This is a genomic window from Paraburkholderia sp. EG287B (assembly GCF_040965595.1).
Classification (GTDB): domain Bacteria; phylum Pseudomonadota; class Gammaproteobacteria; order Burkholderiales; family Burkholderiaceae; genus Paraburkholderia.
The window spans coordinates 175715-189238 of record NZ_JBFRCG010000010.1; the positions used below are offsets into that span (position 1 = coordinate 175715).

Sequence of the window (13524 nt, forward strand, 5' to 3'; positions counted from 1 at the left end):
AAAACGTTTGAAAGTGTGCATATGCATACATAGAATATAGCTGGAACGGTGCACATGAAAAGGAGAGTCGACCATGAGTACACGCGAGATCGTTTTGTGCCAGCCGGTGCGTACGGCAATTGGCGGATTCAACGGTGCGTTCAAGGGCGTGCCGGCCACGGAGCTAGGCGCGGCGGCGGTGCGCGAAACGCTCGCGCGCGCGAAGCTCGACCCGGCGCGGCTCGGCTCCGTGGTGCTCGGCAACGTGATCCAGGCGGGCAACAAGATGAATCCCGCGCGGCAGGCCGAGCTTGGCGGCGGCGTGCCGGTTCAGGTGCCCGCGCTCACGGTGAACCGCGTGTGCGGCTCCGGTGCGCAAGCGGTTGCGAGCGCCGCGCAAGAGGTGATGCTGGGTCTTGCCGACGTCGCGCTCGCGGGCGGCATGGAGAACATGGACCGCGCGCCGTATTTGCTGGACGGCGGCCGGTGGGGCTATCGCATGGGCAACGCCGAGATTCACGACAGCATGCTGCGCGACGGTCTCGTCGATGCGTTTTCGGGCCAGCATTCGGGCTGGCATACTGAGGACCTCGTGACGCGGGCCGCGCTCACGCGCGCGGAGCAGGACAACTGGGCCGCGCGTTCGCAGCAACGCTTCGCTGCCGCACAATCGGCCGGACGCTTCAAGGAAGAAATCGTCGCGGTGGAGATCAAGGGCAAGAAGGGCATGGAGCGTATCGATACCGACGAAGCGCCGCGCCCCGACACGACGCTCGAAGGGCTCGCGAAACTGCGTCCCGCGTTTCGCCCGGACGGCACGATCACGGCGGGCAACGCGCCCGGCCTGAACAGCGCGGCGAGCGCCATGCTCGTGGCCGAGCGCGGCTTCGCCGAAGCCGAGGGGCTCTCGCCGATGGTCAGGCTCGTGGCGTGGGGCGTCGCGGCGGTGGAGCCGGGCCTGTTCGGCCTCGGTCCCGTGCCCGCCGTGCAACTCGCCTTGGGGCGCGCCGGCTGGTCGCTGGCCGACGTCGAGCGCTTCGAGATCAACGAGGCATTCGCGGCGGTGCCGCTCGCGGTCATGAAGCAGCTGGGCATTCCCGAGGACATCGTGAACGTCGAAGGCGGCGCGATCGCCCATGGCCACCCCATCGGCGCGACGGGCGCGATTCTCACCACGCGCCTCGCATGGTCGATGCAGCGCGACGGGCTGCGTCGCGGCGTCGTGACGCTTTGCATCGGCGGCGGCCAGGGTATCGCGCTCGCGCTCGAGAAAGTATGATGGCCGGGCCACGTGAGGCGCGTGGGGATGAGATACGGACTGGGATACAGGCGGGGAACACGATGACGAAGCGGATCACACGCGAGGAATGCAACTGTTTTGCGCTGCGGCAGGCCGCGCGCTTCGTCACGCAGCTTTACGAGCGGCACCTCTCGCAGGCCGACGTGACGGCCGCGCAGTTCACCATCCTCTCTCGCCTCGCGGGCCGGCCCGACGCCACGGCCGCCGAACTCTCCGACGACCTCGTGATGGACCGCACGACGCTCGTGCGGGCGCTCAAGCCGTTGCAGCGCGACGGCCTCGTGCTCACGGCGGCGGCCGAACACGACACGCGCACGCTGGTCTACCGGCTCTCGGCCGCGGGCTTGCGCCGCTACGACAAGGCGCATGCGTTATGGCTCGACGCGCAGGCCGAGTTCGAGCAGCACATGAAGCGCGACCGCGCGAAGGCGCTGCGCACCGAGCTGTTCGCCTTGACGAAGGCTGCAGCGGGCTGACACGACACCTGCGCAAACACGCGTTTCGTAAGCTCTCCGGGGCAGGCGGCCACGCCGGCGATCAGATCTGGCGCGAAAATGGCATCATGAGAATTCCAGGAGTCTGACGCTTTGCCGCCGGGTTCTCATGAGACGATATCGACCGCCGCCACCCAATTTCCTGCGTGACCACGCGCATCCAGCCTGGCGCGATATCGCGTTGACCACGCTGCCCGTGGCCCTGTTCTGCGCGGTGGTCGTCGGTCTCGTCTTCTGGCTCGTCGACCCGGCGCCGCCGCGCACGATCACGATCAGCGCGGGCCCCGCCGACAGCTCCTTCATGCAGATGGCGCAAGCCTACCGCGCGATCCTCGCGCGCAACGGCGTGACGCTCAAGATCCTCGAATCGGACGGCTCGGTGCAGAACCTGCAGCGCCTGCTCGATCCGAAGCAGCACGTGGACCTCGCGTTCGTGCAGGGCGGCGTCGCCGACGGCGCGGACACGCGCTCGCTGATGTCGCTCGGCAGCGTGGCCTATTTGCCCATCGTCGTTTTCTACTACGGCTCGGGCCTCACGCGGCTCTCCGAACTCGACGGCAAGCGCATCGCCATTGGCCGCGTGGGCAGCGGCACGCGCGAGCTGGCGCTCAAGCTGCTCTCCGCGAACGGCATCGACCCCGGCGGCGACTCCACGCTCCTGCCGCTCGACGGCATGGATGCGGCCACGGCGCTCGTCTCCGGCCGCGTCGAGGCCGCGATGCTGAGCGGCGACTCGACCACGCGCGCCCTGATGCTGCGTTTGCTCGACATCCCCGGCATCTCGGTCATGAGCTTCGGCGAAGCGGCCGCCTATACGCGGCTCTTTCCGTATCTGGAGAACGTCGACCTGCCGCCCGGCGTGCTCGATCTGCGCCGGCGCCAGCCGCGCGAAACGGTGCATCTGATCGGCCCGACCGTCGAACTCGTCGCGCGCGATACGCTGCATCCCGCGCTCTCCGATCTGCTCATCGAAGCGGCGGGCGAGGTGAACGGCGCGCCCGGACTCCTGCAGCGCGAGGGCCAGTTTCCGAGCCCGGCGGTGCACGACTTTCGTGTGAGCGAGGACGCCACGCGCTACTACAAGTCGGGCAAGAGCTTTCTCTATCGCGCGCTGCCGTTCTGGCTCGCGAGCGTGACGGACCGTCTGCTCGTGCTGCTGCTGCCTCTGGCCGTGCTCGTGATTCCCGCGTTGCGCACGATACCGGCGCTGTATCGCTGGCGCGTGCGTTCGCGCATTTATCGCTATTACGGCGCGCTCATCGCCATCGAGCGCGACGCGCGCATGCATACCAACGAAGAGCAGCGGCGCGCGCTGATCGAAGAACTCGACGAGATCGAGCGCTCGCTCAATACGCTGCGCATGCCGCTCGCGTTCGCCGATGCGTTTTACGTGTTGCGCGAACATGTGGGTTTCGTGCGTATGCACTTGAATGCCGGCGAGTCGCAATCGCACTCCAGCGCGGTCTAATTCGTATTCACGATATTGTTACGCTCAACGTAGTTTTCCGACTCGTTGATGCACATCGCTTAATGCAGTGTTGCAACACTTCTTCGGTTGACACTGCGAGTCTCGCCCCTTTATTTTTTGTAGCCACGCCGTCGCGGCTTCGAGACAGTGAGGCTCGCTCGAGGTTTGCGAATGTTCGATCCCTGCGCCTATTAGAACCATTGTTCGTAACCGGGAGGACCATAACGTGAAAACATCCGGTGCAAGCCAGCGTCTTGCCTGGCTCGTGTGCGCCACGCTCGCGGGCGCGCCGCTCTTCGTGGGGCCGCTTGGTCCCGCTGCCGCGCTTGCGCAGAACGCGGCGCATCTCTCGAACCAGCAGCTCGATTCTCTCACCGCGCCGATCGCGCTCTATCCAGACGCATTGCTCGCACAGGTGCTCATGGCCGCCACGTTCCCGCAAGACGTGTCCGCCGCCGCCGCGTGGGCCAAGTCCAACCCGAACCTCAAGGGCGACGACGCTGTGAAGGCCGTCGCTTCCCAGCCGTGGGACCCGAGCGTGCAGTCGCTCGTGGCGTTCCCGCAGGTGCTCGAAACCATGGCTTCGAAGCCCGACTGGGTCCAGCAGATCGGCAACGCGTTTCTCGCGCAACCCAACGACGTGATGGACTCGGTGCAGCGCCTGCGCGTGCAGGCGCAGAAGGCGGGCAACCTCAAGTCCAACGAGCAGCAGAAGGTCGTGGTCCAGCCAGCCTCGAGCACCTCGACCACGCAGACCATCGTGATCGAGCCGGCGAATCCGCAGGTGGTGTACGTGCCGACCTATAACCCCACGGTGGTGTATGGCGCGTGGCCGTATCCGGCTTATCCGCCCGTGTATATGCCGCCGCCTCCGGGTTACGCGATTGCGTCGGGTTTCGTCGGCGGGCTCGCGTTCGGCGCCGGCATCGCGGTCGCCAACTCGCTGTGGGGCGGCTTCAACTGGAACAACCATGACGTGAACATCAACGTCAATCGCTACAACAACGTCAACGTCAACAACCGCATCAACTCGGCCAACGGCACGGCGAACTGGAATCGCAACGCCAATGTCGAGCGCCGCCAGAACTACAACAACGCGAACCTGAACGGCCAGCGCAACCAGTACCGGGGCTACGACCAGTCGCGCACCCAGGCCATGGAGACCTTGCAGAACCGCACTGGCCAGAACATGAGCGGCAATGCGCAGCAAAGACTCCAGGGCATCCAGGAGGGCGGCCGGCCGAATGCCGACGGCGGCAATGCGCTCAACAACCGCGCGCAAAACGGCGCGCAAAACGCGAACCGTGGCAACGAGTTGAACAACCGCGCGCAAAACGCGAACCGCACGAACGATCTCAACAACCGGGCGCAGAGCATGAATCGCGACAACGCGTTACGCGGCGCGGGCGACGGCGCCAATGCGCGCCTCGAACAACAACGCGGCCAGCAAAGCCGCGCGGCGTTCCAGAGCCATGGCGGCGGCGGCTTCAACGGCGGCGGGGGCGGAGGCGGCTTCCATGGCGGTGGTGGTGGCGGGTTCGGCGGTGGCGGCGGTGGCGGCGGACGTCACATCGGCCGCCGATAACGTTGAATCTCATGAGGAGTCGAAAAATGATCCGCATTTCCGCACGCCGCCTGCCGCACGACTACGCGCTCGCGCTCGGGACGGCACTCGCGCTCTTCGGCGCGCCCGCGCTGCTGCCGGCCCAGTTCGGCGGCGCCGCCGTCTACGCGCAAGCCGTCTTCTCCACGCCCGAAGCCGCCGCAAACGCGTTCACCGACGCACTCGCGACCAACGACCAGGGCGCCATGAAGCACGTGCTCGGCAACGATTTCACCGCGTTCATCCCCACGCAAAACATCGGTCAGGACGATATCGACGACTACCTTGGCGCCTGGGCGAAGGGTCATCGCGTCGTCCCCGACGCCACGCCGGTTGCCGGCAAGGCGAGCGCTCACGTCGAGGTGGGCGACAGCGGCTGGACGCTGCCCATCCCCATCGTGCAGTCGGGCAAGGGCTGGCACTTCGACCCGCGTGAAGGCGCGAGCGAAATTCTCACGCGCCGCATCGGCCGCAACGAACGTGCTGCCATGCTCACCTCGCTCGCCTACGTCGACGCGCAGAACGACTATCGCAAGCTCACGCAACACTATGCGCAGCGCCTCGTAAGCACGCCGGGCACGCACGACGGTTTGTACTGGCCGGTCGAGCCGGGCGAGACCGAAAGTCCGCTCGGACCGCTCGCAGCAGCCATGCCGGGCAACGCGAAGATCACGCCGGGAGAGGGGTATCACGGCTATCACTTCCGCATTCTCACGGCGCAGGGGCCACACGCCGGCGGCGGTGCGCGCAGCTATCTCGACAACGGGGATCTGAGCGGGGGCTTTGCGCTCGTGGCCTGGCCGGCGCAGTACGGCAAAACCGGTGTGATGAGCTTCATCATCAACCAGGACGGCCAGCTTTATCAGAAGAACCTCGGGCCGAACGGCGCGCATATGGCAGAGGCGATCAAGGCCTTCGATCCCGACTCGTCCTGGCAGGCCACCACACCCTGAGCGGCGATCCGCCGTCCGTCGGACGGCGTGATTTCTGACGTTGTTCGCTAACGGACGCCTCACACGGAATTCGGGCACAATCAAGCCACGGCGACGTGGCTGTCGCCAGATGCGGGCTTTGGCCAACGGACGCGGAGAGGTTGGGCATGTGGCTTGCGCAATCTTTCTCCGCACTCTCATTCGTGTGGAGATAACCAAATGCAACGACGCAACTTCATGCTAACGGCGGCGGTGACCCTTGCCTCGGGCGGTCTCACGCTCGCGGGCTGCACCACCACGACGAATTCGAATTCCACGGCGTCGCAGAACATGTCCAAGCGGCAGTCGATCGACGCCTCCGTGGACGGCACCCTCTCGCGGCTGTATTCGACCGTGAAAGGCTCGCACGAACTCCTCGCGAAGTCGCGCGGCGTGCTGGTGTTCCCCGAAGTGCTGCAGGCCGGCTTCATCGTGGGCGCGCAGTATGGCGAGGGTGCGTTGCGCGTGGGCGGCGCCACGGTCGGCTACTACAGCACCGTGTCGGGCTCGTTCGGCCTGCAGGCCGGCGCCCAGTCGAAGGCGCTCATCTTCGCCTTCATGACGCAGGACGCACTCGACAAATTCCGCGCGACGGACGGCTGGGCGGCGGGGGCCGACGCTTCGGTCGCGCTCGTGACCGTGGGCGCGAACGGCGTCGTCGACACCAACACGGCCACGCACCCGGTCGAAGTCTTCGTGCTGACCAACGCGGGCCTGATGGCCGACGTCTCGCTGGCGGGCACCAAGGTCACGCGCCTGAACATCTGATAAGGCGCGCTCCGGTAAAAAGCGCCGGATCATGTAAAAAGGGCAAGGCGATCAAGCCTTGCCCTTCGTCATTTCTGCGCGGCCCGCACTGCCGGCGCCGCCTACGGCCTCAGCAGCCGGTATTCTTCACGCGCTCGACTTCGAGGCCGAACCACGGGCGCAGCTTCGTGCCGAGCACATTGCCCGCGAACGCGCACACGAGCCACAGCCAGCCGTGCAGGCTGCCCGAAACGATACCGCTAAAATACGCGCCGATATTGCAGCCGTAAGCGAGGCGCGCGCCATAGCCGAGCAGCAGGCCGCCGACCACGGCCGCCACGAGCGAGCGCAGCGGAATACGCCACACGGGCGCGTAGCGGCCCGCGAGCGAGGCCGCGGCCATGGCGCCGAGCACGATGCCGATGTCCATGACCGTGGTGACGTCGTGGCTTGCCGGGGCGGCGAGCGCGGCGGCGTTCGGGCCGGCCATCCAGTACCTCCAGCTCGCCACGTCGATGCCGAGCGAGGCGAAGCCCTTCGCGCCCCACAGCGCGAACGCCGAGGTCACGCCCCAGGGGCGGCCTGAGAGCGCGAGCGTCGCGAAATTCAGGATCGCGAGCGCGACGGCGCCGGCAAGCAGCGGCCACGGGCCATGCAGCCACGGCGAGCTGTGCGGCGCGCGAGGCTCGTTGACGAGGCGGCCGTGGCGGCGCTTCTCGACGAGCACGGTGAGCGTGGCGATGAGCGCGAACACCACGAGATTGAGCGCAATGGCGGGCGCGGCGCCGAGCGCGTTCACGAACGAGAACGGCTTCAATTGCGGCATCGACGTCCAGAACGGCATGTGCGCCGTGGCGACCACGGAGCCCACGATAAAGGCGATGAGCGTCACGACCATGCGCGTGCTGCCGCCACCCACGGTATAGAGCGTGCCCGAGGCACAGCCGCCGCCGAGCTGCATGCCCACGCCGAACAGGAACGCGCCGACGATGACCGACGTGCCTGCGGGCGACACGAGGCCCGTGACCGGATGGCCGAACAGCGTTCCTGCCGCGAGCGCGGGGAAGAACAGCAGCACGCCGATGGCGAGCATGACCATCTGCGCGCGCAGGCCGGCGCCGCGCCCGTCGGCGATGAATACGCGCCACGCCGAGGTGAAGCCGAACGCCGCGTGATAGAGCGTCATGCCGAGCAGCGCGCCGACCACATAGAGCGCCGCCTGACGCCCGCTGACGGTCTGCGCGAGATACACCGCGCCGAGCGCGACGAGCAACAGCGCGATGCCCAGCGGCCTGGGATTGATGGAGTCGAGTCGGCGCGGCGCGCGCGCGAGCGGCGTGGAGAGGTCGGACATGGGAGCGAGGGCTGCGTGGAAAAGTCGCCAGGAAAATCAATCGGCGAAAGCAAAACGATAGCACGAATCGCAATTCGGTCTGACCGAGCCGCCAGGCCGGCTTTGGGCGACCCTTAGCAAGCCATGAAAAATCGCCGCGAACCCCGTCCAGATACGGTTTTCCCAGACATTGGGACGAACCCGCGCCAACCCTCGCGTAGCCCTGCAATCGTCATGGATTTCCCCTATGCAGCGCCGCGCGCCGTCTGCCGTTACGCGAGACGAGGTGCGAAGGCGCGTCGGGCCGCGCGGGTTCGCACTGGCTGGAAGATAAAAAACGCAACGGAGACCTCATGCTGGGAAACATCACCATTCGCCGTGGGCTAACGCTCGTCATCGGTATCTTCGTCGCGTTTCTGCTGACGGTGATCGGCGTGTCGTATGGCGCGCTCAAGATCACCAACGACAGCCTGCACGACGCCCAGCGCGGCGCGCAGTCGCTCGACGCCCTCAAGACCAGTTCGGAACGCCTGCTCCAGGTGCGCCTCGCGCTCGGCGGCTACGAGACGCTCTTCAGCGTCGGCAAGGCCACGGACGGTTTGCTCGACAAGGCGCACCAGGTGCTCGTGAATTCGAACAAGGAGTTCGCGCTCTACAGCGCCGGCCCGTTCGACGACCCCGAAGAGGCGCGCCTCGCCCAGGCCGTGAGCAGCGCGCGCGAGGCGCTCGTCTCGCAGGCGCTCGAGCCCGAGTACAAGTCGCTCGTCGACAACGACTTCAACACCTTCCGCACGATCCAGGGCGAAACCGCCGACCGCTACTACGCCGCCTACGCGAAGGCGATCGACGCGCTCGAGACCTGGCAAGCCGCGCGCCAGCAGCAGGACGCCGACACGGCCGCGCAGCGCTTTCGCCTGTCGCTCATCGTGTTCGGCCTGATCGGCGTGGTGGGCGTGGCGATCGGCGTATTCGCGCGCGTGGGGCTCGCCGCCGCCGTGGTCAAGCCGGTGAACCATGCGATCCGCCATTTCGAGCGCATCGCCGCGGGCGACCTCACGGTGGACGTGCGGGTGCGCTCGAAGAACGAGATGGGCCAGCTGCTGGGCGCGTTGCAGACCATGCGCGACGGCCTCGTGGGCACCGTTTCGCGCGTGCGCGGCAGCACGCACGAAATCACGCAAGGCGCGAAGCAGATTGCGTCGGGCAACGTCGATCTCTCGGACCGCACGGCGCAGCAGGCCGCGGCGCTCGAAGAAACGGCGGCGAGCATCGAGGAGCTTTCGGCGGCGGTGCGTCAGAACACGGACGGCGCGAAGGAAGCGAGCGGGCTCGCGCAGACCGCGCTCGAAACGGTCACGCGCGGCGCCGAAGTGGTGGCCCGCGTAAACGCGACGATGAGCGACATTACGGCATCGTCGCAGAAGGTGGAGGAGATCACCGGCATCATCGAGGGCATTGCGTTCCAGACCAACATCCTCGCGCTCAATGCGGCGGTGGAGGCGGCGCGCGCGGGCGAGCAGGGCCGCGGCTTCGCGGTCGTGGCGAGCGAGGTGCGCAGCCTCGCGCAGCGCTCGGGCACGGCGGCCAAGGAGATCAAGGAGCTGATCGCAGCCTCGGCGGCGACCGTTGGCGCGGGCGCGCGCCTCGTGGAAGACGCGCGCCGCACCATGGACGAGGCGCGCAGTGCGGTGGCGCGCGTGAGCGGGATCATGAGCGAGATCGAGACCGCGACGCACGAGCAGAGCGACGGCATCGAGCAGGTGAACCGCGCGATTGCGCAGATCGACGAGGTCACGCAGCGCAATGCCGCGCTCGTGGAGGAAGCGGCGGCGGCCGCGCAGTCGCTCGAATCGCAGGCCGATCTGCTGCGCGAGGCCGTGGCGGTGTTCAATCTGGGCGGCGCGGGGCAGGCCGGTGCGCGCCCGGCGCAAGCTGCTGCGGCGGACGCGCGAGCCGCCCGCGGGAGTGCGCCGGCGCTGGCATGAGCCAGCCGTTGCGGGTTGTCCTTGCCGTTGCAAGGACAACCTCCGGCCGTTTTAACCTGAGGTTATACCCCGCGCGCAATTCGCAATTGAGTTCCCCATCGTTCCCGGCGAGACTGGCAGCATAGGCCGTCAGGGTTTGGCCATCAGCGAAAGAGAACTACGGATCATGCGAGTTTGTGTTTTGGGCGGTGGGGTGATTGGCGTGAGCGCGGCGTACGCGCTCGCTCGCGATGGACACGAAGTCACGCTCGTCGAGCGCCATGCCGACGTGGCGCGCGAAACGAGCCACGCCAATGGCGGCCAGCTCAGCTACAGCTACGTCGCGCCGCTTGCGGACCCCTCCGTGCTGCCCAAGCTGCCGCAATGGCTCTTCTCGCGCGACGCCGCGCTGCGTTTCGTGCCGCGGCTCGATCCGCACCAATGGCGCTGGTGCGCCGCGTTCCTGCGTGCCTGCACGCGCGCGCGCAGCCGCGCGACCACGGCCGAACTGCTCGGCCTCGGTTTTTTGAGCCAGCGTCTCATGCACGAAGTGGTCGAGCGCGAAGCGCTGTCATTCGACTACGTGCGCAACGGCAAGCTAGTGGTGTATCGCGACGAGGAGGGTTTCGCGGGAGCGCGCCGCCAGGCGCAATACCAGTCGACGCTGGGCTGCGTACAGCACGCGCTCGACGGCGCGGCGTGTGTCGCGCTCGAACCCGCGCTTGCGCATATCGGCGCAGGGATCGTGGGCGGCATTCACACGCCAGGCGAAGAGGCCGCCGACTGCGATCAGTTCACGCGCGGCCTCGCCCGCGCGGCGCAGCGCGACGGCGTGACCCTGCAACTGGCCACCGAATTTTCCGGACTGCGAACGAAAGGGCTGCGGGTGCTCGCCGCGCAGACCTCGCAGGGCGACATCGAAGCCGACGCGTTCGTGGTGTGCCTCGGTTTCCAGAGCCAGCCGATGCTCGCCTCGCTCGGCGTACACGTGCCCGTGTATCCGCTCAAAGGCTACAGCCTCACGCTCCCCAACGCGAATGCGCAGGGCGCGCCGCGCGTCTCGGTTACGGATGCGCATCACAAGGTCGTCTACGCGCCGCTCGGCGAGCGCCTGCGCATTGCGGGCATGGTCGATCTCACGGGCATGAACCCGCACGCCGACGACGCCCGCATCGCGCTGCTCACGCGCCAGGCGCGCGAAACTTTCCCCAACGCCGGCGACTACGACGCCATGCAGACGTGGACCGGCATGCGGCCCGCCACGCCGGACAGCAAGCCTGTGATTGGCGCCACGCACTTTCGCAATCTGTGGCTCAACACGGGACACGGCGCGCTTGGCTTCACGCTCGCGCTCGGCAGCGCGCAGCTGCTCGCCGATCTGTTGGCGGAGCGCGAGTTGCCGATCGACGGTGACGCCTTCGCGCCGGCCCGCTGACCGGGCTCACTGATTTATCGCCGCGACGTTACTGCAGCGTTGCGCTCTCCTCGCGCACGACCACGCTCGTGCGTCCGTCGATGCTCACCGGCACTTCGCCGCGCACAGTCGCGCGCCGGACAATGCGGCGCGCGTCGCCGTAGTCGTTGATCGCGTAGTGCTGCGTGGCGCGGTTGTCCCAGATCGCGACGTCGCCTTCCTGCCAGTTCCAGCGCACCGTGTTTTCGAGCCGCGTGACGTGCTCATGGAACACCTGCAGCAGATGCGCCGAATCGGACGATGAAAGACCCTTGAGCCGCTGCACGAAGTGGCCGAGCACGAGCGTGCGTTCGCCCGTTTCCGGATGCACGCGCACCACGGGATGTTCGGTTTCGTAGAGCTTCGACGTGAACACTTCGCGGTAACGCTTGAGCTGCGCGCTGTCCGCGTTCGTGTGCGTGGACGCGTAGTCGTAGGCGTTGGTGTGGAGCGCCCAGAGCGTATCGGCGAGCGCGCGCAGCGGCTCGGGCAGTTGCGCGTACGCGGCGGCCGTATTGGCCCACACCGTGTCGCCGCCAAATGGCGGAATCACCACGGCGCGCAGGATCGAAACTTTCGGGTAGGCGTCGACGAAGGTGACGTCGGTGTGCCACGAGTTGGCGCGAGCGCCGTGCAGCGAATCGAGTTCCAGCAGGCTGCCGCCTTCCACCGAAGGCACCGTGGGGTGCGCGACCGTCTCGCCGAAGCGCCGCGCGAAGGCTTCCTGCGCGGCATCGTCGAGATGCTGCTGGCCGCGGAAGAACAGCACTTTGTAACGCAGCAGGGCGGCGTTGATCGCGTCGAAGGTGGCGCTGTCGAGATCGGCGTTAAGGCGCACACCGTCGATGCGCGCGCCAAGGCGGCCCGCGACCTGATGGAGGTCGAGCGTGGTATCGGCGCGTTGCTGCGTGGAGGAATGCAGATGCGCAGACGGAACGGAAACGGCGGGGCGCTGCGGGTGAACGTCGGACATCGAAAGTCTCCTCGGCTGGACGTGGAACGCCCATTCAAGCAGGCTTGCGCCGCGAGAAGAACTGACGATTTCTGCGAAGCTATGCGCGCGTTAGTGCGCTATGGATAGCTGCGTGTGTGATTAGCGCGCACCAAAAGAAAATGACGCAGACCCGCGAGGGAATGCGTCATTCACAAGATGCTGCAAGGTACAGCTTCTTTACTGCATGTTCGTTGGTAGGCTCGATTGGATTCGAACCAACGACCCCCACCATGTCAAGGTGGTGCTCTAACCAACTGAGCTACGAGCCTGTCGAGGCGCGAATTATAGAGACACTCGCGCGCGCTTGCAAGCGCTTTTCTCGAATCGGGCGAAACGCCGTCGGGCGTGCGGGATCGAGCGCGAAGTGGCGCAGGTCGAACTCGTGCGCACGAACCAGGCTTAACGCTTCGCGCCTTCCTCCTGCGCCTCCAACGCAGTCACCATTTCCTGCGCCGCGCGCTGCAACTCGGGCACGAAGCGGCGCACGGCCTCCGCAGGATTGATGGCCTGTTCCAGGTAGACCACGTTCAGGCTCGCGAGCACGCGCCCATGCGCCTCGATGGCCGTTGCGAGCGCACCGATCTTGCGCTGATCCGACCAGTCGCCGTGGTTCGAGCCGAAGCCGTCCGCGCGCGTCTGGCGCACGAGATTGCGGATATAGGCCTTGTCGCTAGCCAGCTTTTGCTGCTGCTCGCCGCCCGCACCCGCGCGCAATAGTTCGAGAATGTCCTCGCGCTCGGCCTCGGGACACATCGCAAAGTACACGCGGCCAGCCGCCGTGAGCAGGATCGGCAGGCGGCGGCCCACCATCGCGCGGTGAAACGAAAGCGGGCTGAAGCGGTGCGTGGTCTCGCGTATCACCATGGAGTCGCCGTCGGGCGTCGTGAGGTCCGAAGGCCACACGGTGCGCTGGAGCATTTGCGCCATGATCGGCGGCGCGATGGTCGCGATCAGCTCGTCGTCGGTGAAGCCTTCGCTCAGACCGCGCACGTTCATCGTCAGACGAAAGCTGTCGTCGGAAGCGCTGCGGCGCACGAACTTCTCCTCGACCAGGGTTTCCAGCAAGCGCCTCACCGTCGTGCGATGCAGACCCGTTGCCTCGCTCAGCTGCTGGCTCGTGGCGCGCCCGTTCTCCATGGCGTTGAGCGCCTGGAGCACCTGCAGGCCGCGCGCCAGCCCCCGCACGTTTGCATACTTCGTCATCGAAAATGCCTTAAA

11 protein-coding genes and 1 tRNA gene are annotated in these 13524 nt (G+C 66.8%); 8 read left to right on the forward strand and 4 right to left on the reverse strand.

Annotation, left to right across the window (positions count from 1 at the left end):
- Positions 1-73: 73 nt before the first annotated feature.
- The 6 genes from AB4Y40_RS19725 (at position 74) to AB4Y40_RS19750 (ending at position 6583) form a co-directional block, all read left to right on the forward strand.
- Entirely contained in the window at positions 74-1258 is a 1185-nt protein-coding gene (locus AB4Y40_RS19725) for an acetyl-CoA C-acyltransferase (RefSeq protein WP_368689204.1), read from the forward strand.
- A 62-nt stretch (positions 1259-1320) separates the two neighbouring features.
- Positions 1321-1755: a MarR family winged helix-turn-helix transcriptional regulator gene (locus tag AB4Y40_RS19730; protein ID WP_158760710.1), complete on the forward strand. Its 435-nt coding sequence runs from the start codon at positions 1321-1323 to the stop codon at positions 1753-1755.
- Between the two features lie 127 nt (positions 1756-1882).
- A complete protein-coding gene (locus AB4Y40_RS19735) occupies positions 1883-3241 on the forward strand; it encodes a TAXI family TRAP transporter solute-binding subunit (protein ID WP_368689205.1) in 1359 nt (452 codons plus the stop codon).
- A gap of 226 nt (positions 3242-3467) precedes the next feature.
- Positions 3468-4826, forward strand: a complete 1359-nt coding sequence (locus AB4Y40_RS19740; RefSeq protein WP_368689206.1) for a DUF3300 domain-containing protein — start codon at positions 3468-3470, stop codon at positions 4824-4826.
- 26 nt (positions 4827-4852) lie between these two features.
- Positions 4853-5797 (forward strand): DUF2950 domain-containing protein, encoded by a 945-nt coding sequence (locus AB4Y40_RS19745; protein ID WP_368689207.1) that lies wholly within the window; start codon positions 4853-4855, stop codon positions 5795-5797.
- 198 nt (positions 5798-5995) lie between these two features.
- Complete coding sequence (locus AB4Y40_RS19750; protein WP_042268112.1) at positions 5996-6583, forward strand: YSC84-related protein; 588 nt, start codon at positions 5996-5998, stop codon at positions 6581-6583.
- Positions 6584-6692: 109 nt separating this feature from the next.
- On the opposite strand, the gene AB4Y40_RS19755 is transcribed toward AB4Y40_RS19750, so the two are convergent.
- Complete coding sequence (locus AB4Y40_RS19755; RefSeq protein ID WP_368689208.1) at positions 6693-7916, reverse strand: YeeE/YedE family protein; 1224 nt, start codon at positions 7914-7916, stop codon at positions 6693-6695.
- Between the two features lie 332 nt (positions 7917-8248).
- On the opposite strand from AB4Y40_RS19755, the gene AB4Y40_RS19760 reads away from it, so the two are divergent.
- Both AB4Y40_RS19760 and AB4Y40_RS19765 read left to right on the forward strand, forming a co-directional pair.
- Complete coding sequence (locus AB4Y40_RS19760) at positions 8249-9880, forward strand: methyl-accepting chemotaxis protein (protein ID WP_368689209.1); 1632 nt, start codon at positions 8249-8251, stop codon at positions 9878-9880.
- A 142-nt stretch (positions 9881-10022) separates the two neighbouring features.
- The gene (locus AB4Y40_RS19765; RefSeq protein ID WP_368689340.1) at positions 10023-11294 is read left to right on the forward strand and encodes a D-amino acid dehydrogenase; all 1272 of its coding nucleotides are present in this window, start codon (positions 10023-10025) and stop codon (positions 11292-11294) included.
- A gap of 28 nt (positions 11295-11322) precedes the next feature.
- On the opposite strand, the gene AB4Y40_RS19770 is transcribed toward AB4Y40_RS19765, so the two are convergent.
- The 3 genes from AB4Y40_RS19770 to AB4Y40_RS19780 form a co-directional block, all read right to left on the reverse strand.
- Positions 11323-12285, reverse strand: coding sequence for a TauD/TfdA dioxygenase family protein (locus tag AB4Y40_RS19770; protein ID WP_368689210.1), 963 nt, complete (start codon positions 12283-12285; stop codon positions 11323-11325).
- A 213-nt stretch (positions 12286-12498) separates the two neighbouring features.
- Positions 12499-12575: transfer RNA gene (locus AB4Y40_RS19775), tRNA-Val, on the reverse strand.
- A 130-nt stretch (positions 12576-12705) separates the two neighbouring features.
- Positions 12706-13509 (reverse strand): DNA-binding transcriptional regulator, encoded by an 804-nt coding sequence (locus tag AB4Y40_RS19780; RefSeq protein WP_368689211.1) that lies wholly within the window; start codon positions 13507-13509, stop codon positions 12706-12708.
- Positions 13510-13524: the final 15 nt, after the last annotated feature.

What these genes read in the sequence shown, in the direction of transcription:
- AB4Y40_RS19725 (WP_368689204.1), top strand. Translation starts at nt 74, where the DNA reads ATGAGTACACGCGAGATCGTTTTGTGCCAGCCGGTGCGTACGGCAATT.
- AB4Y40_RS19730 (WP_158760710.1), top strand. Translation starts at nt 1,321, where the DNA reads ATGACGAAGCGGATCACACGCGAGGAATGCAACTGTTTTGCGCTGCGG.
- AB4Y40_RS19735 (WP_368689205.1), top strand. Translation starts at nt 1,883, where the DNA reads ATGAGACGATATCGACCGCCGCCACCCAATTTCCTGCGTGACCACGCG.
- AB4Y40_RS19745 (WP_368689207.1), top strand. Translation starts at nt 4,853, where the DNA reads ATGATCCGCATTTCCGCACGCCGCCTGCCGCACGACTACGCGCTCGCG.
- AB4Y40_RS19750 (WP_042268112.1), top strand. Translation starts at nt 5,996, where the DNA reads ATGCAACGACGCAACTTCATGCTAACGGCGGCGGTGACCCTTGCCTCG.
- AB4Y40_RS19755 (WP_368689208.1), bottom strand. Translation starts at nt 7,916, where the DNA reads ATGTCCGACCTCTCCACGCCGCTCGCGCGCGCGCCGCGCCGACTCGAC.
- AB4Y40_RS19760 (WP_368689209.1), top strand. Translation starts at nt 8,249, where the DNA reads ATGCTGGGAAACATCACCATTCGCCGTGGGCTAACGCTCGTCATCGGT.
- AB4Y40_RS19770 (WP_368689210.1), bottom strand. Translation starts at nt 12,285, where the DNA reads ATGTCCGACGTTCACCCGCAGCGCCCCGCCGTTTCCGTTCCGTCTGCG.
- AB4Y40_RS19780 (WP_368689211.1), bottom strand. Translation starts at nt 13,509, where the DNA reads ATGACGAAGTATGCAAACGTGCGGGGGCTGGCGCGCGGCCTGCAGGTG.